20 protein-coding genes are annotated in these 22362 nt (G+C 53.2%); 3 read left to right on the top strand and 17 right to left on the bottom strand.

The genetic code is table 11. The annotated features are described in order from the left end of the window. Window positions 1-9 precede the first annotated feature (9 nt). Genes CHB99_RS19600 through CHB99_RS19585 form a run of 4 tightly spaced genes read right to left on the bottom strand, consistent with a single transcriptional unit; the run spans window position 10 to window position 5371 of the window. The gene (locus tag CHB99_RS19600; protein ID WP_052419460.1) at window positions 10-3333 is read right to left on the bottom strand and encodes a DEAD/DEAH box helicase; all 3324 of its coding nucleotides are present in this window, start codon (window positions 3331-3333) and stop codon (window positions 10-12) included. A 3-nt stretch (window positions 3334-3336) separates the two neighbouring features. Continuing rightward, window positions 3337-3774, bottom strand: a complete 438-nt coding sequence (locus CHB99_RS19595) for a hypothetical protein (protein WP_141137311.1) — start codon at window positions 3772-3774, stop codon at window positions 3337-3339. Beyond that, window positions 3771-4307 (bottom strand): hypothetical protein, encoded by a 537-nt coding sequence (locus CHB99_RS19590; RefSeq protein WP_042126139.1) that lies wholly within the window; start codon window positions 4305-4307, stop codon window positions 3771-3773. The genes CHB99_RS19595 and CHB99_RS19590 overlap by 4 nt, the downstream gene beginning before the upstream one ends. After that, window positions 4304-5371 (bottom strand): hypothetical protein, encoded by a 1068-nt coding sequence (locus tag CHB99_RS19585; protein WP_042126141.1) that lies wholly within the window; start codon window positions 5369-5371, stop codon window positions 4304-4306. The genes CHB99_RS19590 and CHB99_RS19585 overlap by 4 nt, the downstream gene beginning before the upstream one ends. A gap of 104 nt (window positions 5372-5475) precedes the next feature. Between CHB99_RS19585 and CHB99_RS29830 the strand changes: the two genes are divergently transcribed. Next, window positions 5476-5649, top strand: coding sequence for a hypothetical protein (locus CHB99_RS29830; protein ID WP_156994712.1), 174 nt, complete (start codon window positions 5476-5478; stop codon window positions 5647-5649). 54 nt (window positions 5650-5703) lie between these two features. Here the strand turns inward: CHB99_RS29830 and CHB99_RS19580 are convergent, their stop codons facing one another. The 3 genes from CHB99_RS19580 to CHB99_RS19570 all read right to left on the bottom strand — a co-directional run bounded on the left by CHB99_RS19580 (window position 5704) and on the right by CHB99_RS19570 (window position 8108). Continuing rightward, the gene (locus CHB99_RS19580) at window positions 5704-6513 is read right to left on the bottom strand and encodes a hypothetical protein (protein WP_042126143.1); all 810 of its coding nucleotides are present in this window, start codon (window positions 6511-6513) and stop codon (window positions 5704-5706) included. 118 nt (window positions 6514-6631) lie between these two features. Continuing rightward, window positions 6632-6856 (bottom strand): nitroreductase, encoded by a 225-nt coding sequence (locus CHB99_RS30765; RefSeq protein ID WP_042126145.1) that lies wholly within the window; start codon window positions 6854-6856, stop codon window positions 6632-6634. Between the two features lie 151 nt (window positions 6857-7007). Beyond that, entirely contained in the window at window positions 7008-8108 is a 1101-nt protein-coding gene (locus CHB99_RS19570) for a PIN domain-containing protein (RefSeq protein WP_042126147.1), read from the bottom strand. 179 nt (window positions 8109-8287) lie between these two features. Between CHB99_RS19570 and CHB99_RS19565 the strand changes: the two genes are divergently transcribed. Beyond that, entirely contained in the window at window positions 8288-8650 is a 363-nt protein-coding gene (locus CHB99_RS19565) for a histone-like nucleoid-structuring protein, MvaT/MvaU family (RefSeq protein WP_042126149.1), read from the top strand. Between the two features lie 69 nt (window positions 8651-8719). Here CHB99_RS19565 and CHB99_RS19560 read toward each other — a convergent pair whose 3' ends face one another. The 4 genes from CHB99_RS19560 to CHB99_RS19545 form a co-directional block, all read right to left on the bottom strand. Further along, on the bottom strand, window positions 8720-9706 hold the full coding sequence (locus tag CHB99_RS19560; protein WP_042126151.1) for a Wadjet anti-phage system protein JetD domain-containing protein: 987 nt from the start codon (window positions 9704-9706) through the stop codon (window positions 8720-8722). Then, window positions 9703-13920: a coiled-coil domain-containing protein gene (locus CHB99_RS19555; RefSeq protein ID WP_141137310.1), complete on the bottom strand. Its 4218-nt coding sequence runs from the start codon at window positions 13918-13920 to the stop codon at window positions 9703-9705. The genes CHB99_RS19560 and CHB99_RS19555 overlap by 4 nt, the downstream gene beginning before the upstream one ends. A 114-nt stretch (window positions 13921-14034) precedes the next feature. Then, window positions 14035-14760 (bottom strand): hypothetical protein, encoded by a 726-nt coding sequence (locus CHB99_RS19550; RefSeq protein ID WP_042126155.1) that lies wholly within the window; start codon window positions 14758-14760, stop codon window positions 14035-14037. Then, window positions 14747-16225, bottom strand: a complete 1479-nt coding sequence (locus CHB99_RS19545; RefSeq protein ID WP_042126158.1) for a hypothetical protein — start codon at window positions 16223-16225, stop codon at window positions 14747-14749. Before CHB99_RS19545 ends, CHB99_RS19550 begins: the two co-directional genes overlap by 14 nt. Before the next feature lie 131 nt (window positions 16226-16356). On the opposite strand from CHB99_RS19545, the gene CHB99_RS19540 reads away from it, so the two are divergent. Further along, the gene (locus CHB99_RS19540; protein ID WP_042126160.1) at window positions 16357-17244 is read left to right on the top strand and encodes a BrxR family helix-turn-helix transcriptional regulator; all 888 of its coding nucleotides are present in this window, start codon (window positions 16357-16359) and stop codon (window positions 17242-17244) included. Window positions 17245-17379: 135 nt separating this feature from the next. Here CHB99_RS19540 and CHB99_RS19535 read toward each other — a convergent pair whose 3' ends face one another. The 6 genes from CHB99_RS19535 to CHB99_RS29585 all read right to left on the bottom strand — a co-directional run bounded on the left by CHB99_RS19535 (window position 17380) and on the right by CHB99_RS29585 (window position 22138). Continuing rightward, window positions 17380-17652, bottom strand: coding sequence for a winged helix-turn-helix transcriptional regulator (locus CHB99_RS19535; RefSeq protein WP_428977849.1), 273 nt, complete (start codon window positions 17650-17652; stop codon window positions 17380-17382). 121 nt (window positions 17653-17773) lie between these two features. Continuing rightward, window positions 17774-18631: an HNH endonuclease gene (locus tag CHB99_RS19530; RefSeq protein WP_245655616.1), complete on the bottom strand. Its 858-nt coding sequence runs from the start codon at window positions 18629-18631 to the stop codon at window positions 17774-17776. After that, window positions 18628-20166: an AAA family ATPase gene (locus CHB99_RS19525; RefSeq protein ID WP_042126166.1), complete on the bottom strand. Its 1539-nt coding sequence runs from the start codon at window positions 20164-20166 to the stop codon at window positions 18628-18630. The genes CHB99_RS19530 and CHB99_RS19525 overlap by 4 nt, the downstream gene beginning before the upstream one ends. A gap of 429 nt (window positions 20167-20595) precedes the next feature. After that, entirely contained in the window at window positions 20596-21018 is a 423-nt protein-coding gene (locus CHB99_RS19520; protein WP_245655617.1) for a hypothetical protein, read from the bottom strand. A 26-nt stretch (window positions 21019-21044) separates the two neighbouring features. Next, entirely contained in the window at window positions 21045-21773 is a 729-nt protein-coding gene (locus tag CHB99_RS19515; protein ID WP_042126169.1) for a metallophosphoesterase, read from the bottom strand. 125 nt (window positions 21774-21898) lie between these two features. Next, entirely contained in the window at window positions 21899-22138 is a 240-nt protein-coding gene (locus CHB99_RS29585) for an antitoxin VbhA family protein (RefSeq protein ID WP_141137309.1), read from the bottom strand. Window positions 22139-22362: the final 224 nt, after the last annotated feature.

Raw genomic sequence — 22362 nt, 5'->3', positions numbered from 1 at the left:
CTCTGTATCTCAGCACTCCGTGAGTCCTTCCTGCTCTGCATCCTTAAACGTGACAGCTAGGTTAAACGCGTGAGACATCAGCCTTGGAAAGAGGTTTGCTTCAGAGTCTTTCTTCGAGCGCCACCGCCCCAAAAAGTCCCGATGCCCGAAGAAAAGCAGGTGAAGCTTTGCCCTTGAGCACGCTACGTTCAATCGCTTCCGATCAAGAATGAAGTTGAGATTGCCCTCGGTGCGCACTGTGGAGTAGCAGACGATATCTGCCTCACTGCCCTGGAAGGCATCAACAGTATCGACAGCAACAGTCAAAGATCCCTTGCAGCCATCGATCCAATCGGCTTTTTTCAGGCTTTTACGGATGCATTCCTTTTGAGCCCCATAGGGTGTGATCACTGCGACTGAAAGAGGACGTTCCACGCGCTGGGCGAGCTCGCTTAGGAATTCGGTAATCCGCAACGCTTCTTCCTTGTTTTCCTGGCTTTTCGAACCTTTAGGCTGACGTTGCTTTCCTTTCACATCTACCCAGTAAATGGGCTTCTGCAAGACATAGAGATCGTTGAAATAATCATCTTCGCGTCCGTTGTGCAGTACCCGCTGTCCATTTCTCATGTAGAAAAGCTCGGCAACCAAATTGCCAATCGCGGGGGCCATTCGGTACTGCAGATTGAGCGTCTCACAGCATTGAGCCGGGAGGCGTTCAAACATAAGTTCGAAGAAGCTGTTGTCTAAGAAATTCTCGCGAAGGAACCCGAGCTCTTCAGCGGCCTCGTCCTCCCGAAGCAGCGGAGCAATGCTAGGTGGAAGCTGGTAGTGATCGCCGACCAAGATTATCTTGCGCGAACGAAGGATAGGAATCAGGATTTCGGGAATGGTGGCGCGCCCCGCCTCATCGATGATAGCAACATCAAACTGCAGTTGGTCGATCCCGCCTTTGTTGCTGGCCAGACCCACGCATGTCGCGCCCAGCAGGTTTCGATCAGCAAGCAATGTGATGAAGAATTCATCTTGGTCTGCCTTCGACTGAGCGGCCTGCTTGATTAGGCTTAACCACATATGACACAGAGCAGCCTCATCCTCTGGCAAGCTGACTGCTCCGGCGATCGCACGCTCCTCCAGCTCAGTGATGTAGTCTGAAAACTGGGCATCGAAACCTGACGGCCTGATCTCTGCACTCATCTTTTCTGGGTTGCCGATACGAATCATACGAATCGGGCTATCAAAGCTATCAGCATGCTGTTTGAGGAATTTACTCAACGCGTTGTCGACAGCCGAGTTCTGCTGAGAAACGACCAATATGCGTAAATCCTGGCGTTGACGATAAAGCTGATAGAGCATTTCGACGATGGCTGTCGTCTTCCCTGCCCCTGGAGGGCCCTGTATCAAGGCGATATTGCGCTCCTTCAGCGCTAACTGGACAACACGCCTTTGGCTTTCGTCGAGAGGCCCAGACCAAGCAAGCTCTCTTTCTCGACTATCTTGCTCGGCAAGATATTGCTCAGGGGAAAGCAGTATATTTTTCAGTGCAGGGTTAACCAGCTGGTCGTTGAAAAAATCTTCGAGCGCTTGAGCTTGACGCTTGAGGGCAGTGCTTGTCACTGTCACCACCAAACGGAGCATCATGGTTTCATCTTCTGGGAGCGAGAATGCCCCGTCTATGCTGATGCTATCTTTGGAACATGAATATAAGGGAAATCTTCGACGATCAGTCGCCAGAATGAACTCGCACCGTGCTTCGTCCCATTTGTACAGGCGGACGCAGAAGTCTTGATTGAGCTTGTTCCGTGGATCAAGCACCTCCTTCAGTTTTTCAACTGTCTGATCGAATCCGTCGAGCTCAGCGTACGACAAGCGATCCCTGGACAAACGAAGGCTTTCATCCTCGAGCTGCACCAAGGCGCTTGCCTGGAAGTTCACCGACGAAACTTCCTCCCTGCTGCGCTGATAGGCAATTACCTGCTCCCAACGCTGGTAGAAGCGGCTTTGAGCTAGCCGCTCAGGTGAGTCCTTCATATCCAAGGCTGTCTGGGCACAGAAACTGAGAAACTCGTCTACGCCATCGCGCCATCCAACCTGTCCTCTGGCAGCCAAATTCCGCTCGATGAGCGTGAAGCGGAAAGGAGTATCAATCCCTATCTGCAACGCCCCTGTCTGGGTGGCCTTGATAACCTCAAGTATCTCGTAATTCGCTGAGGGCTTGCATTCAATGCGTACGGACGATTTGGCTAGAGAAATTGTTCCGGTTGAGCTGGAAAAGTCGAGAAGCGTCCATGGCTCGTCAGAATCGAAAAATTTCTGATCAGAGATTTCGCTAAGGAGCACCTCATCTACGGCAACGTAGAGTTGCTGATATGACTGCACGCTGCGAGTGTGGTAATCAAACTCACTGACTTCGATATGAGTCGGCTTTTCTTCGAAAGGGTTTTGCTGTAAGCAGAGGTCGTAGTGGGTTAAGTGTACCAACACCTTTTGGCCGACCAGCAATCGAACACCGGGATGTTTGAGCTGACTGCTTGGAAGCCTGGCTTTGATGACACCATCGAAAAGCGTCCCCACCACCCCCTGTTTGATTGGGTGATCAACTATGAGCGATACAGCTTCACCCGTCATTATGTGATTGTAATAAAGCAGCCCTCTGGCAACACATCCGCTGAAGGATCCATTGTCCCAACGGCGATTGATCAGGACAGGAATCTCGTCCTTGTAAGGTAGCGCCAGGGCTTTCTGAGCAACGCTATCTTTTCCGAAAGAGACGCGATGACCAAACCGCGGCAGAGGTTTTCCGATCTCATTCATAGCGAGCAGTACCAGCTTGCCCGGGTATAGCCATTCAAGGGGAAGCAGTGGCTCAGTTGTTTCGACCTCAAGGAGTGCTTCGTACTGGCTCCGAGCTAATAGACCATCAATCTCAGATACCGCGTAGGACAGGTACTTCTCGTACTCTTTCATTCGCACAATGGCATCTTCGATGCGCGCATACTCCCGGCGCAGTGCTGACTTGCGATACGGGCTTGACGTCTTGTCGCGAACCTCCATGCCGATCATTGCCTCAAGCTCCAGAAGCACTTGAGGGACGCCAGCAACCGCTTCGCGATTGTCTTGAATGACTTGCCGTAGCAATTGAGCATGCTCAAGAGCCATGGCTTTGTATTCTTGCCTGAGAGACTCGTCTTGCCTTTCTTTAGCCGCACGTGCACGGCTGCGGATGTCAGCTGTTTTCCTCCTCTCCTCCCTCTGCTTACGCTCTTCTTCCTCGGTCATGCTGTTAGCGACCCAGCTAATTACTTTGGCGGTTGCCATGACCATAAGGCCAGCCGCGACGAGGAAGGGAATAGCCATGACTTACTCCTGGCCTCCGTACAGCAAGAGAGCAGCTTCTTGAGCTGTGATTTCCTTTGCTTCGAGCTGCTTCAGGATCCGATCTTCCTTACTGACTTTGCTGTCCAGCGACGCCATCGCATGCTCATGGCTATTTTCAGCGTGTCGACCTTGAGTTTCGAGTTCATGCATACGCTCATGATGCTCCCTCAAATGCTGCTGATCTCGTAGGTGAGCTTCCTGGAGCTGTTGCTCTCCAAGGCGAATCGCACGCTCGCCATCGATGAGCGCCCTCTCAGTAATCAGGCTCTCTTTCTTGTAGTCAGCAAATGCCTTGAAGGCATCTGCAGAGGCATTTGCCATCTCCATTGCCTGGGAAAAATTGATCCCCCCTCCTCCTTTTTTACCAGCCGGCTTCTTAGGTGCTGGCTTGGAAGGGGTAGGTTTGCTTGGTGCTTTCATGCGTTCTCTCCCGTAGGACTCAGAAGAAGTGCCAAGGTGGCATCAATGCACCTGTCAAGGCACACCTGTAAGGCGACGAGTTCCTGGAAATTCCCTAGCTCTCGACGCTCCGCTTGTAGCAAAACGTGTTGCCGTCTAAGGCTATTGAGTTGCCGCTCTACCGTCTTGGCAGTGAGTACTTTCATATTTTGAGCCCCTGCGAGCACCTGAGTAATCATCTTGGCCCGTTCCGCTCGATCGCGCCGAATGATCTTCAATTCATCCTCACCCAAACGCAGTTGCTGAGCCAAAGTCACCTCAAGCTGCTCGTTGAACGCTCGAATTTGCGCTGTCACTTCACGGGCGGCACAGTAGCGTAGGTAGCTGGAGCCGGCCTCAATCACAGCTACCACTGCGTCAACCCATACAGCCGTCGGGTTGAGTTTGGCGACACCTCCTACCCCCCGTGTAAGCAGAATCGCTCCGTATCGGCGTGTTTGAGTATCCTGAAACGCTTGATCCATGACGCTGGCAAAAATGTCGACGGTTTTCATTGATCACCACTGACAACGTGCAGGCCTTCCAGATTAAGGCTTTGCTCTACAGCCCCCCAGTTGAACCCTAGGTGCTGCCAGCGATCCTCCAATACATGTTTCCGATTGATAACGGAAGAAACGCCGTCTTCCGAGGAAGCCACCTCATAGAACAGCTGCTCTATCACTTGCTCTCGCACGATGGTATCTACGATAGGCCACACCCACGGTGTATCCGGCGACTCAGATAAAACAATCTCGTCTGAGCACTCATCGTCATAGTCAAGAAACGTGGTGAACCGCAGTTGATTCGGTGGTAGGAGCTGGGAGAGATGGTGAGGTGCATCGGCGGGCAGGCTGTAGCGGGTCGAAAGGCAGATCACCGGGCTCGCGAATTTGAATTCACATCCCTGCTTACGACTGACGAACTGCGACTCCAGGTTCACTTCGATCGCTTGATCACTCTTGGCGCTTTCAGCATCGAGTCGAACTTGAAGCACCCATTCTGTTGGAATGAATTTGGCATCTTTGAAGCAGCTATAAAAATCTTCAAATGCTATCGAAAGGTACTGGTCTGGGCACATCATGATGCGTTTCTTCTGACGCTCACAGTCCTCATTCCAGTCCGCAGTGGGCCAACGACGGGGATTTCCGTCACCTCGATGCCATTGGCGAATAACAAAATCTTGCTCGTCCAGAGCAACGGTTTGAAGCGTATGGGCACCGCAGAAAGAATGCGTCTTGTAGGCTCCGTCCAGCCAGAGTGAACGAGATTGCCCGTGTAGAAGCCGCTTGAACGTAAGAAGCGCTCTGGATTGAGGGGTCAGCTTTCCGTTCTCGATCAGCCCGAGGCCTTCTAGCCTGCCTTGGATTGGGGCCAACTGTTGGGGGCTTGATCCTGTGATGTCGAGCACCCACCTAATTCCACGATCAGGCATCTGGGCGAGCGCCTCTAGCAGTAAATGCGAGAAGCCACCCAACTGATCGAGGAGGCGGTGTTTCAGCACCAGTTGGTAGCGCCTAACCGGAACGAGGACACGTAGATCGCCATCAATGGCACATGCGTATTGGCTATGGATCGTCAAACGTCGTACCTGACTATGACTGAGTAGGCATAATGCCATCTTGCCATTGCGGTAGTCTGGCGTCACCCCTTGCGTGGGTAACCACACGCCCAGAGCGCCGCCTGATGACTTACGCGATCCAGATGGCGTGCATCGGCTACAGCGGCATGGGGTCATGCGTTCGGCTTTTTGAGCTGGCGCGGCAGGAAGGCCTGGCGAAAAGGTCTGGTTTAACGGTAAGCCAGACGCTCACAGTAGCCAAGGGCTGGCGAGTGTCGAGCTTGCTGATCAGCCAGTAGCATCCCATGCGACCTTCACGATCGTCTGTCGTGATCTTCGGATAACTGACACAACTAACTGCGCTTACGCCTTACTACCTTGGAGGATCGCTCCGTGGGCGTGACGATCAGAAGCTCAGAATCCAGAACCGTCCGTGAAACAAACGCTAGCGTTCTTAGCGTGGGTTCGTTATCGATTGCTCTTGCTACATCATCCGGATCGATGGACTTGTGCCCCACGAGTTTTCGCCGGGTTCTACTTTGACGCAGCGCATCGACAATCGTCTCACCGATCGCGTGAACCTCAGCATCACTCAAGGCTCGAGAATCCCGTTGCCCCTGTTGCGCACCTAGCCAGTGACTCATCATTTGAAATCTGACCGAGTGTGGATCGTCCGAGCATCGATAGGCTAAGGGACTGCTATCGAACACGACGTAATGCTCTTCATCATCTAGCGTGCCAATATCACTTGGGCGGAAACCTGCCGATCGCTCAACGATTTCCTTCGATAGGTAATGAGTATTCAGTTCCGCGGTTTGATGGAAAGCTGGAGCTACGTAATAAACCTCGTTGCCCCTACCTTCGAGATCCAGCAACAGATCATGCTGCGCGGAATGCTTCAGCGCATGGAGATGCCAGCGATAGTAGGCTCCCCCCATCAGCGAGTATTCCTTGCTGTTGGTGCGCGCCATGAAGTGGCTGAGCTTGAACTGGAGAAAAAGTGGAGAACCAAAGGGGATCTTGACGTCGTAACCGCCGCCAGGCTTTCCCTCCTTCTGCAACGATGGGAATTCTGGTGCTGCTACGACATGGGAACCAGGAGCGTGGATCAACTCGTTAGTGAAGGCGAACCCATAGGAAAACTCAGACATCTCAGGTTTCATTTCAGACGCATCCTTGCTATTTATTCAGGCCCTACAAGGTATCCATACACCGCCTGGGCGAACCGTCTGGAAGTTGCTAGCTCGGTCAAGCATGCGGGATCATATGACGTTCTGCTGATTAGCGCAGCCCAAACCCCATTCGAGCCAGCTCACCAAGAAGCTCCTCACGCCCATGCAGGTTCGACACACTCCGCAGCCTGCTGACCACTTGCTCTGACCAGCCAGCAGCGTTCATCCCCTCGCGCTGATAGAACGCACCGAGTCGCTCATCGTAGTCCGCGAGAACGCCCTCCTCGCCGGCGGCCGAATACGTTTCATGGTGAAGCACGGCCTCCTGGGGCAGCCGCGTGTACGCACCATGCGCCGTTTGGGCGCACGGTCTTGGTCTGAAATCTGCTGTGGCCAGATGACCGTTGAGACCGATGGCTGGGGCTACAGCCCTTCCGCCTAAGGCCGCGATTACCGGCCTCAGACGGAAGGTTAGACGGGCAACCTCAATGACGGCTCCTGATGGTTATTCCATTCATATCAACTTTTTCAACTTGGCCGGACTCTACGTTGAAAATTACACTGGCCGTAAAGTCAGCTCGCATAAAGAAAGTCGTTGTTGTGATTTCATTATCCACTTCAGTGTCAATATACCCTCCGAAATTCCCAAAAGAGTAGGAGTGACCACTTGTGGGTGATATGAGCTTTACCTCTAGCTGCCTTAGATCGAACCCATAATCAATAAAGTACCTTTCGTCATCAATTTTACGCATGCTCAATATCGAAGAGTCCTCGACCCCATCCCAATCTTCAAAGTTGGCCGCAAACGCCCCCTCCATTATTGCCGATGGATATCCAGCAGCCGTGAAACTTGCCCGCAATTCGACTAACGGGGCATCGTCAAGCCACTCAATCGCCGCCATGCTCACCGCCCTATCCAGCTCACCGTTGTATTCATCATAAAACTCGTTCCAAACAATACCGTGCTGATCCTTCGGAACTCTTGCCTCAACGAAGTCATTAAGCGCCACATAAGGAATGACTGTCGCGATAATTTCACGGTCTATGATGTCCTGCTTAAGATCAGGATGTAGCTCTAGAGAACCAGATTTGTTTAGATAGAAATCTTTTGAGTTATTGTTAATGAAGTGAATGTCACCCTGGTAATTCAAACTCCGGGCAAAGTCCAGAACGGAGAGCCACATAAGCGCATCTCTATAGCCCTTCTCACCATCCCGAAAAGGAAGCTTCGGAGCGAGTGCTTTGGTGACCAGATCGCTGTGCGGCACTGCCCCGTAAGGGACATCCAGTACGCGGCGGAATTGCTCGCGAACTACAGCGTAGAAATCGTAGTTTATGTTTGCTACTGTGCCAGACACACCATGATCCGTAACGCCTAGCTTTGTCAGCTTCTGCGCAGCCTTGTTTAACTCCGTTTGAGCAGCACTTACTTCCGACTCGTATTTATTCTGCACTTCCCTTCTAACAATTTCGGGCAGCAGAAGCTTCGCACCAGTATTGTTGCAGAAGTTCCTGAATGCATTAAAATTCGCGCCATCTAGATTCCACTGATTGTAGTATATGTTTGTATCTAAAAAGATCCACATATGCAACCCCTTACTCAATGGCGGGAATCATAGCATGAAAAATGTTCCATGCTAGCAGCGGCGAAATTGACCTGCGCACTGCACGGCCAAGGTCGAGGCAATGGAGCTCGCCGCTACAAAAAAGGCTCAAGTACTTGCACGCTTGTGTATACTGAACTCTTTCCAGCCAGAGGTGGCATATGTCTCGTCTTGCAGAGTTCAGAAAACTAGAGCAGCAACTTGCCCAGCAGCTCGCCGAGCTTGAGAGCCTCAGGAATGATGACGGCCTCAAGAAAGAAATTGAATTTGAGACCAAACTTCGTGGCCTGCTTGGCGAGTACGGCTTCAGCCTGCGCAATGTGATTGACCTACTGGATCCGGCAGCCTCACGCCGCTCTGCCCCAACAGTAGAGAAGGCTACCCGTAAGCCTCGCCAGCTCAAAATCTACAAAAACCCCCACACCGGTGAGCGCCTCGAGACCAAGGGCGGCAACCACAAAACCTTGAAAGATTGGAAATCCCAGTACGGCGCAGAAACCGTTGAGGCTTGGGCTTCCCAGTGAGCTACTAAGCGGTAGTCTGGTCATCTAGATAGCATGGGCGGCAATATTGCTGCCCTTGTTCCTCGACTTTTAGCTAGTCATCATGAGCTGCTCTAGTCCCAATCCTTCCTGGGGCAACCAGAAGCCCTCGCCCCACAGGGTATTCACTTCCTCAGCCAAGTCTGGCAGCCAAGCTGTCGCCAAACTTTCATAGCCGCTAGGAAGCATGACAGGGTCTCGCCGCCGCCCCACTTCGAGCAGCATCTGATAGAAGAAGACGCCCGGACTCAACTGTAGTTCGTGCAGTCGATTGAATTTCAGCGGAATGCTCAGTCCTTCGGGGTCAATGTCTCCAAAATACTCTGCTCGCTGGGCCTCTCGTTCGCGCATGACCTCAACCAGTGCTAATCCTGAGGCACAGATAGTGTTACCACTCCCGTAAACGATGGCGCTGTAGCGCTTAGCCTGCTCATTCCACTCCCCTAGGCTCCAGAAAGTGTGGTGGTTCTCGACCACGAGGACAGGCAATCCCATGGCATCTGCTGGCCGATATGCAAGTGGATGCTCAACCCGCATTGCCCCGATAGCACTTAATGGCATGCGCCCGTTGAACAGCGCGCCATTGCGCGCTCGCGAATCCAGGAATTTCTCATCACCAAAAATATCGAGTGAACGCTCCCGAAGCGGCACCTGCATGAAGCGCCCCCGCCGCCGTATGAGCCATTCGTTGATCATGAAGGCGTTCGCTTGCTCGCCTGGCGAAAGGTTCGGCCAGAAACCCATTTCAGGAAGCCAAGAAACAGCGCCGTAATCAATTGCTTGAGGACGCCTCTCCTCCCGAATCAGAGTCACCGCCTTTGGCATGGGGGGATTGCCCAGCTTCTCGAAGCCTGCTGGCCCGGGCAGGCGCAGAACTCCCTGTGTCTGCGCCAAAGCCAAAGCTGCTAGTAGCTGCTGATCCCTATCAGGCGTTGCTACCTGTTCCGGATACGCGTCCAACCAAATAGTTCTCAGAGTCGTCAACGCGACGCGCTTGCCGGGCTGGAGGATGAGCTTATCGACGAAAAGGCTACTCATGGCTGTGGGCCCATCTCAGCAAACGTGGCCCTGGCCATTTCGATATGCGTCCTCTTAGTCTTACTGTTAACGCCGGCTTTGCGCAGTCGTATGATGCGCCTGAACCCTTCTAGGATGTTGGCGTCCGCGTTAGCTGTGAAGCAGATGAGCTGAATTCCAAGGCTAGAGGCGAGCTTTCGTTGCGCATCAATCAGTGCTCTAGTCTGGACATTCGCAAACGGGTTATCCAAGAGCAGAGGCCCGCCACCGCCACGCCGAGCATCCAGTTGCGTGTTCACCCGCATATGGCTCACCAGCATGTAAAGGAATGTCGCGATAACCGTGCCCTGACCTCCCGACTTTTTCATGGCGTTGACGGACTGGTACTGGAACTCAGTGTTCTGCTCCATCTTCAGCATCTGCAGCCCGAACACCCCGTTGTTGGTAAAGCGCAACAGGCACTGGGTGATGATGTCTGCGCCTGTGTTCGGGACAACTCCGCTTTCGATCTGGGTATTGAGGTAGTGACGGATTTCAATTTTTCGCTGCTCTGAGCTCTTGCTGGACAGGTTCCCCCCCATCTTCAGGATCGCTTTCCCGCTGACGTAGGGCGTGCCAATTGGCATGGTGATCCCAATGGCATGTTTCAAGAGAGAACTAGCAGACGTGGCTTGGTTGTAGACCTCGTTCATGCAGCTTTCGAAATCAGGTGCCATCTCGTTGAGCTGATCCGTGACCGATGCTACCCGGTCGTTCACCAGCTCTTCTAGACGATCATGGTCAGAGCAAGCCTTATCAAAGTCATCCTGACTGATATGCAGAGATACCTCAGGCTCTGCGATGGCAAAATCAGCGTGGCTGGCTACCTTGACCAACTGACGGTGCGCGCTATTGGTCTCGTCTTTAGCTTTCCGTACTGATGAGTCCCGCGCGGTGCGTTTTTCTAGCAGAGCGCGGATGTGCCCCTCAACATCCTGGTCTAGGTCGATCAGCTTGGGTATGAGTTCTGCTGCAGGAAATGCAGAGCTTACGTGATTGACTTGCATCACCAGTGAATCTCGGCGCCTCTTGTCAGCCTCGCTCTCGGCATGCTGCAGGCCCATCTGACGTCGGAGAGAAGATGCTTCAGCCAATTTCGCCTGCATGTCACCCTGCTCCCGCTCAATCGCTTCGAGCACCTCATCATCACCCAGCGCTTCCATCTCCACCGATGGCTGATCTGGGACATGCTCGTCGATGAACTTCTTCAGCAGCACTTCGGTCACGCTAGCGTTGCTTACGGCTTGCTCCTTGTCGGCGACGAGCCGAGCATTGCGCCTGTTCTGACTTTCGACTTCAAAGTCAATGTCGACGTCGCTCTGAGCTAACTCGGAGATGAATGCTTCGTCTTGGCGGCCGAAATCCTTGCGGTACTGTTCGGCTAGCCTACCAGCCTGTTGGCGATGCCCCTCCAGCTGGTAAGCAACAACACCCAACTTTTGCTCTTCCTGGGCACAAAGCATCTGAAGGGCATTCGCGTACATTGTCTGGAGCAGACTCAGGACGTAACCTTTTTCCAGAATTCGGGCATGTGCGTCAAAACCCGAATCGAACCGCACGACCTGACCATGCTCCCGCTGGAGATTACTAATCTTCGATCTGACCTCTCCAAGCTCATTCCGCAGATCCTCCAATCGCTCTTTCTGGACAGACTCCTCCTCCCTCAGCTGCTGCAACACCTGATCAATGTGCAGCAGTTCGCGGTTGATCTCTCCGAGTTCTTTACGGCCAGATTCGATTTTCGGCTCCCAGACTTCGCCGTAGTTGACCACGCGTTGCAGGCCATTCTCTTGGATCGAGATTTCCCTTGGGATCTCCTCGATCCGACCGCTGAGTGCTTCTAATTCTTGGTTCAGAACCTGTGCTTGACCAATCATCTCAGCATGGTCGGCGTGCCCAACTTCCAGCTCGCTTTGCAGTTGCTCAATCTCGCGGGCAATCTGCTGAATGGCCTCAGGGGTATAGTCAGACTGAAAGCGCTGGAGGTTGGCCAGGGTGGATTGAGCTTGCCTCTGACGATGCATTAATGCGCCGTGTTCGATATCGATTTTTTTGATGAGAGTCTGGCAATCTGCCAGAAGCTCTGACGCTGCGGCCTTGTTGAAAGCTGAGTTTTTCTCGGGGCCTAGAACGTACCGGTCTTCAGATGTGGCCTGAGCATCGAGGCTTGCCACTGCGAGCGTAACTGGCAAAGACAGCTGTAGGTCTAACGAGGCTGCGGCTTGAAGCGCTTTACCCCATTCATCCTTAGCTACGTTCACACCGAGAAAGCGTGCAGGGTCTGACAAAACCAGTGCCCTTGCTTCTGCAGCGTCTGGCCGAAGATCAGCGATGTAGGTATTTGCAGCTCTCGCAGACAACACGCCAGCTGCCTTGAGGGCACCAATCACCAGATCCACATCATCGCTGCGCCCAGCCAAGCCTGTCTGCTCAATCGACTCCTGCTGCTCGCGAAGCTGCTTCAACCGAATCGCACAGTTGGAAAGCTCCCTGTTAGTGGTCTCGATGTACTGCTGGACGTGAGTGACCAATGAAAATGCATGGGGATCGCATTGCCCCTCTACCAGTCCAGTCAACACGGGGTCGTTCTGCAGTTTCTCTACTGCCTGGTCGTACACCCTCAAGCGTTGCCTCAGCGCCTCCTGCGCGTGTTCAGCGTTGATAATGGCATTCTGTATCAATGCGTCCTTGCCTTGAGTCTCGTCGAGAGCAGCCTTCTTGGAGGCCCGCTGCTCTTTGAGCTCATTCAGGCCTGAATTGAGCTCATCAACGATAGCCTGCAATCGCTCGATAGCTGCGGTTACATCAATGTCAGTGGGCAAGAACCAGCCGCTCTCGATGAGGCCATCCCGAACCTCGCCGCCAATCTTGACACGCTCTTCCACCTCGCCCCTCAACCCATGGAGCTCTGATCTACGCGTAGTACCCTGCTCCCGTTGTTGAGCAATCTGCGACAGGACGGCGTTGGCTTCTGTTGCTTGGGCATTCAAAGAGGAACGCGCCTGCTCCTGCTTCTCAATGTGCTGCTCGAGCAGGAACCGCAGCATCGCACCATTCTCGGCGGTCTCCGCTTCAAGGGGTTTCAGCTCTTCCTTGAGTGCAGCAGTTTGTCGTACAAGCCCCTCAACCAGTTTTTCAGCGTTGGCGATCTCACGCTTAAGCATGGCGCCCTTTAGGCATTCAAGGCGAACTTGGCCCGCCGTGACTTGCTCCTGCAAATCACTCCTGGTTTTCTTGGCAGCAAGATCAGCCCGGGACAACTTCATGCCCTGAAGTGCCAAATGATTGCGCTTGGCCGACGCAGCCTGGTTGTCCGCGTTGGTCGCCAACTGCTCAAGCTGAGCCAGCGCAGTAATGGCTTTAGCCAGCCTCACATCCAACCCGTTGATTTGATCACGCATCGTGAAAGCGGTATCCGCGGCATCCTGTTCGAGCTCGGCAAGAGCAGCCTTCGCCCCCATAAGTTTTGCGGCATTCTCAGCAAACGGTTTCATGGCAGCCTGAAGCAGCTGTAGCTGGTGCAGCCTGGCTTCATACTTGGGCTTGGACTTCAGGCGATCCATGGTTTGGGCGACCATGTCCCTCAATGCGACGGTGTGCTCTTGGTTCATCGACAAATGCAGCAGTTTCGAGATGAGATCGCTTTCAGAACTGAAAGACAGAAAGCCCTCCTCACTGCCGCCTTCCCGGCTGTTGAACGACAGCTGCATCCGCAGGAGTTCCACGTCGATCAACCGACGCTGCTCCAAATGGGTAACCCAATCCCCTTGGTTGAAGGTCATGTAGTAGTCGCCCTGACTCTCCAGGCGAGCGGTGTGATGAGCCCAGTTCAAAAACTCCTGCATCGAGTGAACCGGTGCAATGGATATGCCTGGAACTGGGAGGTGCTCCCAGGCCAGGCCTGAGCTCGATTCGAAGGCAAAGAACCGTCGATCCACCTCCGACGCCCGGTCTGCTGACTCCTTCAGTTGAACGGCTTGCCCAACGACTAAGCGGTAAGGCCGACCATTAGGGCTGCGCGGAGGCATGATCCATTCGATCGCCATAAAGGACGGTCTGACATCGCGTGAGAAGTAGTCTCTGAAGGAGTGGGCCTTCGATTGCAGGTGCTGAAGCCACCTCTCTTGCTTGGGTTCAAAACAGCTGAAAATGTAGGACAGCAACGAGGTCTTACCCCCTGCATTTTCGAGGTTCATGCAGCTGTCGATCGCCTCACCCGATACCGGCTCACACAGGTCAAGCGTGATTTGCTCATACCAGCTTGTAGGCGATCCAAACCGGTCTACGTAAATTCTAGAGATGCGCATAGATCACCCTTGGGTGCCGTCGGAGGCGGCAGTTGCGATGGCTCGAAAAAGGTTTGGAAGCGTCAGCTCACGCAACTGGACACGCAGCTGGTGCGTCGGAGTGAAGATCGTCTTGTCGCCGATATCTTCTTTACCTTCCTTCCTCACCAAGCCGTAATGCGCAAGTCGGGAAAGGCACACCTTTACGATTCCATCCACCGACTTCATGGAGGCTCGCTCGCTACCGGGAATGGTCACTGGCAATCCCAAAATCAGACTCCACCCTGGCCGAAGCTCTTCAGCCGCGTAGCTGTCCCCTTCCGCGGCTAAACGAAGCGAGCTAGCGACGCTGATTACTTTTTCCCTGACGTCCATGACGCTGCTCGGGAACGGAGAGCGCCCTTCATCTTCGACATGATCCGTAGTGGGATAGAACACCGCAGCGATGGCCAGGTGAATCAGTACTATTGCTACCCGTTCGGGCTCTGACAGGTTCTGTCGAAAATCGGAGAGCCGCACCGAGAACCTGCTGCTCTTACCTGTTGGGGCAATCACTAGACCACGCTCACTGACATCTAAAATGACCAGTTCCATGCCGGTTGCCACGCCGCTGACCATTTCTGAAAACGCTCGGTCACTTCGGTATTTGGCGAGCAACTGGCGATAGTCAGCATCGCTGTTGGGATTGGCTGAAACACCCATGGCCTTATAGAGCAGCGTCGCTGCATCCTGACTATCACTGCTGCTCATCACTGGCCTCCTCTCGAGTGTCGTACCTAAGGTTGTCACCGGAAACAACTGACGTTTCGAACTCTCCCTCGACGACAGCATGAAGATGGGGGTATCGGGATTCGCTATCGGCGTATGCCCTGTAGAGCTCATAGGAGAGAGCTTTTCGCTCCGTGAATGTCATACCCTCGCTTTCTGCCAGATCGATCAGTTGCGCCAACTGCCAGGTCTCACCGGAATGCATTTTCGCATCCAGCCAGTCCAGTATTTTCGCAATCAAGGCATCTGAGTAAGGGTTTGGAATCTCTGAGAATTCGGTGATCTCACCGCCCGTTTCTTCATCCTCACCATCGAACACATAGGTGGCACGCCGTTCCAGCAATGCCTCGAAGAGGCTCGACAGATCAAACACCCTAGGTGGAACTGCAGGATAAAAACTCAGCAGCAGATCATCAGCCAGTCCGACGATTTCAACTGCTGGTTTCTCCATCAGGCCCGGAAGCAGTTGGTGGTCGATGTCAGGAATTCCCGAGCGACGCCGCGCACGGAAACCAAATGTTTGGCCTGCGAGAAATTGTTCGCCTGCACCGCCAATGTCGTTGAGCAGGTGCATCCGCTGGGCATTGGCGTTTTGCAGTTGACGGTTCAGCTTTGCAAGGGGGGCAATGGCGTTGGGGTTATCCAGGTCGCGGATTTTTACCGCCAGCGATTCCATCATGTGATGATCTACCAGCTGACGCTCTTTGACGTGGAGCCGTGCTTCTCCCAGCCGTGGGCTGATGTCTGAACGCCAGTTCACCGTTCCTGGGGCTCGATGGGCCTGGCGTATCAAATCTCGAATCATTTGCCTGTGCTCGATCGACAGTACCCGGGCACGGTTCGCTAGCTCTAACGCTTGCTCAAATCGTCCATTCTCGATGAGATGCACGAGCATTTTTTCGATGAGAACCTGGTAATCCTGGATTTCAAGATCGAGCATCCCCATCAATACAACATACCCGTCTTCGGTTGGGGTATAGCGAATGACGTCCTCATGATCCTGCTCTAAGCGGATCAGCTTGAAATTCACATGCCGGGTTTCACCCGTGGGGGCATGAAAGAACGATTCTTGATGAGCGGCATACTTGTTTGAAGCGTTGCCCAAGGTGTCCAGGACAATCTCGGCAACGCGCAACCTAGCGGAATCACTCAGTACTGTGCGCATAGAACCTGCGATCCCCATCACATGGTCTCGTACCTCGGTCAAGGTGTACCCCTGATTGATTGCGGCACCTTCCATCATGAAAAACAGGGCAGCTAGACAAAGGTAATTCGTGTCCAACCCATCCAAAACAGGGCTATCGTCTTCTCCCGAGTACGTCATCTTATTGATGTCGAGTCGCAGGATCGGGCGGAGAAGCAGAAGATTCCGCTGGTGCGCTGTCAGATCAAACAGAGCACCGTTTCTCGTACTTGGGGACTCCGCCACGCTAGAAAGGTCGTTCATAATCAACCCTCAGATGCCTTGTCGAGCCACCCGCTCCAGACAGTATTATCGAATCATTTTGAGGTGGTTGTACCGATACTAGCCTTGTGCCTCCAAGAATCGCAACCAAAAAATAGAATGCAGACGATTTGATGACCAAAGAGATCCCAGACCACTCGCAGGCCCAGCAGGAACGCCTCGCCTACATTGAGCTCAACCTGTGGTTTCTAGGGCAAGTACGACGCCAAATGCTCGTGAAGCGATTCCAGATCAAGGCCGCTTCCGCAACGAGGGATCTTGCCCTCTATGCAAGCTTGAACCCTGAGAATCTGAGCTACGACGTCAGCGCGAAGACATTCTTCATCGGCTCGGCATTCAAGCCAATGTACAGCTTCAGCTCTGAACGGGTCATGACCTGGTTGGCTCAAGGCTTTGCGGATGGCTTACCGGGTGTCTGGGCGGCTGGCGTCCCGGCCCTGCAGCCAGCGCGATTAGGAAACCCGAACTTAGAAACTCTAGGCGTAGTGACCCGCGCCATCTTCCACCGGCAACCGTTGCACATACGTTATGAATCGCTCAACGGAGCAAGTGAACGAGTTATTGTCCCGCACGTGCTGGTCGACAACGGCCTTCGCTGGCACGTGCGCGGCTTTGATCGCAAATCCGAAGAGTTCAGGGATTTCGTAATCACGCGCATCTTGGAACCACGGATCGTTGACGAAGTCGTGCGGCAAGATCAGGAAGGACGTGAAGCGGACGGTCAGTGGAATCAGCAAGTGACGCTTGAGTTGATTCATCATCCCGACCAGCCTCGCCCGGAGGTCACGCACTTGGACTACGGTATGCAGGACGGGGTCATGAAGATGACTGTCCAGGCTCTGACTGCAGGCTATACCTTGCGCCAGTGGAGCGTGGATTGCTCACCTGACCATCGACTCAGGGGTGCCGAGTACAGGCTTTGGCTCAGGAATCATGAGGTGCTTAGAGGGGTCGATAACTCCCTCCTAGCCCCTGGATTCACGGAAGAAGTGGTGAACTGATCTGCTGCGGCCGGAGCCGGCCGCGTAACGTTCCGATCAGATATGAGCTGATGGTTCTCGCGCAGTCTTGCTTAATTGTGGGCGACTCAGCACCTACGCGAGCTCGCTTCCTCTGCTTCCAATTGCACCACGGTTTTAATGCCGCGCCGTTCGAGCCACTGCCCCCCACTCGCTCAAAACGATCAAAAGAGGCGCCAGGCTCAATGCTTCGTCAGTGAGTTTGTATTCAACCTTGGGCGGTACGACGGGGTAGACAGTGCGATGCACCAGACCATCCTCTTCCAGTTCACGAACCTGCTTGGTCAGAAGACGAGGGGTAGTTCCACGCAGCACTCGACTGAGTTCATTGAAACGCATGGTTCCATCCAAAAGGTGGAACAGGATGACACCCATCCACTTACCCACAATGATATTTCTTAGTTGTATTCAACGCAACACTGAACAGCACTCACAAATAGTGCTGATGATCTCATTATCGCCATGACTACCTAGAGTGCATGTTCGGTGGCCGATGCACGACCCTCACCCATTAAAACTCTGCCCTACAGAACCAGTCATCTAGCGCGAGAGCCTTGTACATAACCTTCTTCCAATGATTGGGAAACAGATCTGGACTGTCGGCTATCGACTGCAAGAATTGAGCGAATGCTTCGGGAGTGAAATCTCGCAAAAAGCCCCGCCGCTGATGCACCAATATAGCAAGTTCTTCAGCCGCCCTGATACTATATCGCTTGGAAATATTAAAGAAGTTAAAATGATTGGTCGCGCGCTCTTTATTTAGCGTAGTCCATTGCTCGGGTGGGCTTGCGCTGTAGGTGACCGCGCATGGAAGCTCATGGCTCACCACTGCTACAACCCATGGCTCTTCGTAGAAACACGCCTGATCATAATAGGGATGAAAATGCTGTTTCTTGGCCTCTGTAATAATGGGGTTTTTCTTGTCTGAGTTGCAGTCGCGACAGGCCGGAATCAAGTTATAGGGCAGCACTGAAAATTGAGGATAATTGGCCTTGGGTAGATAATGGTCGATCGTTCGCGCCTGCCCTACTCCACCACAAAGCGGGCACGTTTCATTCGCAGCCACAAGGATGGCATCGTAGATGGATCGCCCGGGTTCACGCCTTACCATATAATAATCATATAGATATACGAACTCTGACTTGGTAATTTCACCCAGGACAATGGGGTCTTGGTTTTTGCCCGCTATGATAGGTACGATAGTGTAGGTTGTTGCCCTTTGGGTATGCTCCAGGTAGTCGATAGCTGCTTGTTTAACTCCATCGACCTGGTCGAGCATTCGACCACGCTCCTGCTCGCTCAAAATAGCGGAAACACACTGCCGATAGGAGTAATCAGGATCATACTCTGTAATGGTCATCTTTCTCATTCGGAGGCCCTTGCGTCACGATCGGCAATCAACGCTCTTAGGATCGCCTGCGCTTCGTAGCCCAAGCGGCCTCCGAACTTCCGAAAAATCCGATCATAGCTGTCACCTTGTTCAACCACAGCCTTGAGGATGGTGTGGAAACCGGATAGCTCCACCTCTAAGCCGAACACCTCGCGGGTGAGAATCCCGACGTTTTCACCGAACGTCTCAATTGACGGGCGTGCTGCGGCAGCCACCAATCCTGAGCGGTTTACCTTCCAAACACAGAATGAGGGTACTTCCTGAAGCACTACAGGTGAGTGGGTGGCAATAATCGCTACGCCATTTCGATCAAGCAACAGGTCGTTAAGAGCCCTAATGAATGCAGACAGCAGTGGCGGATGCAAGTGACTTTCCGGCTCGTCGAGAAGTACCAAGGTCTTTTCCTCAACGCGCTCAACCAGTTTGGCAATGGTCAACAGAACGATGGCATGACCCGAACTCAGGGTCGAGAACAAGTCGCCTGCAGCGTCTATATATTTGCTTTGCGAGAGGTCGACTGAAGCCATAAAGTCCATGCGAGCGAAGTTATCATCAGACTGCAATCCCTTTACAGCCTCCATCCACCTTGTCTTCTTGTAGTCATCGCGGAAGCATGCCTTTAGCGCTTGGGTGTACTCGCTTTTAAGCTCCATTGCCCCTTTTAGGCGATAGCCTGTATCGTCAGGCACCTTGAGACCGACATAATAGAAACATGTGCCTTTCGCTGGATCAGGCTGCTCAGGCGGCGGATTGAAGGGGTCGAATGCACTGAATGATACTGATACTACGCTACTGAAATATTCTTTAGTGACTGGAATCCGCCCCAGTCCAAACTCACCAGTATGATATAAGGCGTCAGAGTCTTTAGCATGACCTGTGGCCGCCCCAATAATCCCGTTGAGAATGGTGGTTTTACCTATGCCATTTCGGCCAATCAACGCATGAATATTACTTGAAGGGGTTGAGTCCGCCTCGACATCAAACTCAAGTTCGATCCCCGCTACGCGCTCTCCAGATTTTTTCTCATAGATGAATGAGTAGTTTGTACGAACTGCACCGCCATCAAGAATCCTTACAAATTGCTGCTTGACACTGGCTAAACTGACGTCCCGGAGCAGAGAGACCGATAACACTGCTTCTTCTCGAACGCTCTCCAGCAAATCGGGATGTGCCGCCAGATCTCGCAATCCGGTGAGATACGCCTGTTTTGAATCAGGTGGAACCTCATTCGCAAGCTTTTCGTAGTACTCAACATTAGTGCCTAAAGAGAAAAAATCCATCGGCAGCGTTGGAAAACTGTCCGTAAGCTTAGACGCCGTTGATGTGTCCTTGTCCTGGCCTTTGAAACCGATTTTGACATTGCCAAGGTCATGCGATTTTCCGGCACTGTCGTAAAGCGTGACATAAAACATTGTCACAAAGTTAAAATCATTCCAGCGATCATACCGAAGATAGGCGGTACTGGTCGCCTGCGTAGGAAGCTTGTCTGTTCGATCAAGAATGTAAAAATCCATTTCAACCCTGGAATTTATCAGCGAAAGCGAGGTGCTATAGATGCACCTTGGATTTAGGCCTTTATGGCACATTGCCAAGCGCCGTTTCAAGCACTCGTCCCTGGGTGCGACGGGGCTGACACTACTCATCAGTGTGCTGTGGGGATATTTGTTAGATCAGTGTGCTGCGCCGGGCGGTTATGTTGCTAGGTCGCGGGTGACACCTGCCTGGCCTCGCAGAATGCATGCTATTGGCAGGATAGCCATGATCAGCTGCCAATGAATGGAGGGGGATGACACTCCCATTGCTCTCATTTGATCGTCGGCAAGCGCCTGAAAAAGGCTTTCTGCCTCTACCCGCAGCAACTCAATTTGCGGAAGGTAAGCTCGCGGCAACAGCCTCATGTTAGCAACGCAGCGCTTCAGTGGCCTGTCGGGCGCTTGTAGATGTTAAGAAAATCGCGCTTCATGCTTCTGCTCCAGCGTCGATGTTGTTTGAATCATCTTCGCAATGAGCGCTCGTAAGCTCGCCCTTCCCATTCCCCGCTTGAACGACGTCAGCACGCACCGTCCCTCAGCCGTCGTGATCACCCAGTAACGCCCTATCTTCTTCAGATGCTCGATGCGTGACGCTTGCAGAACGTGCCCATCCGCGCGTTGCTCATACTGCCCCGGGTCGATGTGACCAAAAACGATGCCGGCAGCACACTCCGACGTGATGAACACATCGCTCAGGTAGGCGGTAACAGGTGGCGTGTACTTGTAAGCCATCGCTCGTAAGATCCGCTTGAGCTGGAGATCCGACGGGCTCTTGCAGTGGTACTCGATGTTGATCTCAGCTGACATCGGCTCTTCCCTTTTCAAAACTGACATTGCCCGCACCTGCAGGCGTAACCCTGTCAAACCTCTATGGTGAAGTCCGGCGAAAAACCAGTGCACTCTCCTGGATAGCCTCGCGGATTTGAAATGACCCGGCAGCCCGAGACGATTGTGTCGACTGCATGATGCGTGTGACCGAAAATCCAAACGTCAGCCAGAGCAACCAGGTCATGCCATTCATTGAAATAGGCAGCACCCAGGTGACCTTCATGGCCATCACCCGCGACCTCTTGGATCGGGCAGTGATGGGTAATCACCACAGTCTTTCCAGCAAAGTCTTTGGCGAGTTCCGTGACCAGAAACTCTCGAGTGGCGATGTTCCGCGCTATGAGGTCGACAGGACGAAGCTTGCTATAGCCCTCCCCGATGCGAATGCGCTTGAAGTCGCTCATCCCCTCCGCACACACCCTCATCGCGGCTTTGTAGTCCCCAGTCGCGGTGAAGTCTGTCCACGCTGTTGCTACCAAAAACCTGATGTCGCCGATGATCAGGGACTGGTTGTCCAGGACGTGCACATGTTTTGCAGCCGCATCGCGCATCTTGGTCAGCGTTCGATCGATGTGGCCTTTGTAGAACTCATGGTTGCCACAGGCATAGATCACCGGACAGCTGAAGGTCTCATTCGCCCACAGCGCCCCTCGACTTCGCACCGAGATGTCGCCTGCCAGCACGACCAAATCGCATTCCGTCATAGGAGGCTGGAAGTCGGCGAACTCCAGGTGCAGATCTGAGTAGATCAAAATTTTCATCGGATCAGTTGGTTCCTGTTCGATACTGATCGTGTCTCCAGTGCGTCCAAATGGGGCAGCAAATCAAAATCGAGATCGAGAACTCGGTCATTCGGCTTTAGCCGCCTACGGTCGAGAGACTCGAATCACTCAAGGTCACCCCAGGCTCGACGCATTTCGTCTTCATCTGCGATTCCCTCATCATCTAATCGCAGACGTTCAATCAGCTCTGCTCGAAGCTCTTGGAGGCTAACTCGGCCATCCACATAGCGCTGCAACTGTGCCAAGCGCTCAGCTGCAAGCTGCCCCCCGTCCAGAGCAAGACAAGCGACTTCTGCTGCCACAGCATCACGACGGCGTTCGCGCTCGATCTCATCAATTTCCATGTGCACCCCATGTCGGTTAGCCGAAGCCTCCATAGGAACGGAAGCTTGGCTATCAAGCACTACTTGAAGGCTTTACTGAAGCGCTGAGAGAGCGATGCCGCATCAATCGCAGCCCAACTCTCCGGATCATTACTCAACCTGACCCAGTTGATCGCCACCCCCACCATCACCAACCCAGCCAGAATCCCCTCCCAGAACGCCCAAACAAAGGTGGTTCGAACAAG

The organism is Pseudomonas japonica, assembly GCF_900188455.1.
Classification (GTDB): Bacteria; Pseudomonadota; Gammaproteobacteria; order Pseudomonadales; family Pseudomonadaceae; genus Aquipseudomonas; species Aquipseudomonas japonica.
The sequence above is the reverse complement of the archived record's forward strand: the minus strand, read 5'-3'. Positions and strand labels throughout refer to the sequence as shown.

Excerpts from the sequence above, each read along its gene's own strand:
- CHB99_RS19555 (WP_141137310.1), bottom strand. The coding sequence starts at position 13,920 with ATGAACCTCGAAAATGCAGGGGGTAAGACCTCGTTGCTGTCCTACATT.
- CHB99_RS19565 (WP_042126149.1), top strand. The coding sequence starts at position 8,288 with ATGTCTCGTCTTGCAGAGTTCAGAAAACTAGAGCAGCAACTTGCCCAG.
- CHB99_RS19545 (WP_042126158.1), bottom strand. The coding sequence starts at position 16,225 with ATGAACGACCTTTCTAGCGTGGCGGAGTCCCCAAGTACGAGAAACGGT.
- CHB99_RS19530 (WP_245655616.1), bottom strand. The coding sequence starts at position 18,631 with ATGAGAAAGATGACCATTACAGAGTATGATCCTGATTACTCCTATCGG.
- CHB99_RS19515 (WP_042126169.1), bottom strand. The coding sequence starts at position 21,773 with ATGAAAATTTTGATCTACTCAGATCTGCACCTGGAGTTCGCCGACTTC.
- CHB99_RS19540 (WP_042126160.1), top strand. The coding sequence starts at position 16,357 with ATGACCAAAGAGATCCCAGACCACTCGCAGGCCCAGCAGGAACGCCTC.
- CHB99_RS19590 (WP_042126139.1), bottom strand. The coding sequence starts at position 4,307 with ATGAAAACCGTCGACATTTTTGCCAGCGTCATGGATCAAGCGTTTCAG.
- CHB99_RS19600 (WP_052419460.1), bottom strand. The coding sequence starts at position 3,333 with ATGGCTATTCCCTTCCTCGTCGCGGCTGGCCTTATGGTCATGGCAACC.
- CHB99_RS19525 (WP_042126166.1), bottom strand. The coding sequence starts at position 20,166 with ATGGATTTTTACATTCTTGATCGAACAGACAAGCTTCCTACGCAGGCG.
- CHB99_RS19570 (WP_042126147.1), bottom strand. The coding sequence starts at position 8,108 with ATGTGGATCTTTTTAGATACAAACATATACTACAATCAGTGGAATCTA.
- CHB99_RS19560 (WP_042126151.1), bottom strand. The coding sequence starts at position 9,706 with ATGAGTAGCCTTTTCGTCGATAAGCTCATCCTCCAGCCCGGCAAGCGC.
- CHB99_RS29830 (WP_156994712.1), top strand. The coding sequence starts at position 5,476 with ATGACTTACGCGATCCAGATGGCGTGCATCGGCTACAGCGGCATGGGG.
- CHB99_RS19550 (WP_042126155.1), bottom strand. The coding sequence starts at position 14,760 with ATGAGCAGCAGTGATAGTCAGGATGCAGCGACGCTGCTCTATAAGGCC.
- CHB99_RS29585 (WP_141137309.1), bottom strand. The coding sequence starts at position 22,138 with ATGGAAATTGATGAGATCGAGCGCGAACGCCGTCGTGATGCTGTGGCA.
- CHB99_RS19580 (WP_042126143.1), bottom strand. The coding sequence starts at position 6,513 with ATGAAACCTGAGATGTCTGAGTTTTCCTATGGGTTCGCCTTCACTAAC.
- CHB99_RS19595 (WP_141137311.1), bottom strand. The coding sequence starts at position 3,774 with ATGAAAGCACCAAGCAAACCTACCCCTTCCAAGCCAGCACCTAAGAAG.
- CHB99_RS19520 (WP_245655617.1), bottom strand. The coding sequence starts at position 21,018 with ATGTCAGTTTTGAAAAGGGAAGAGCCGATGTCAGCTGAGATCAACATC.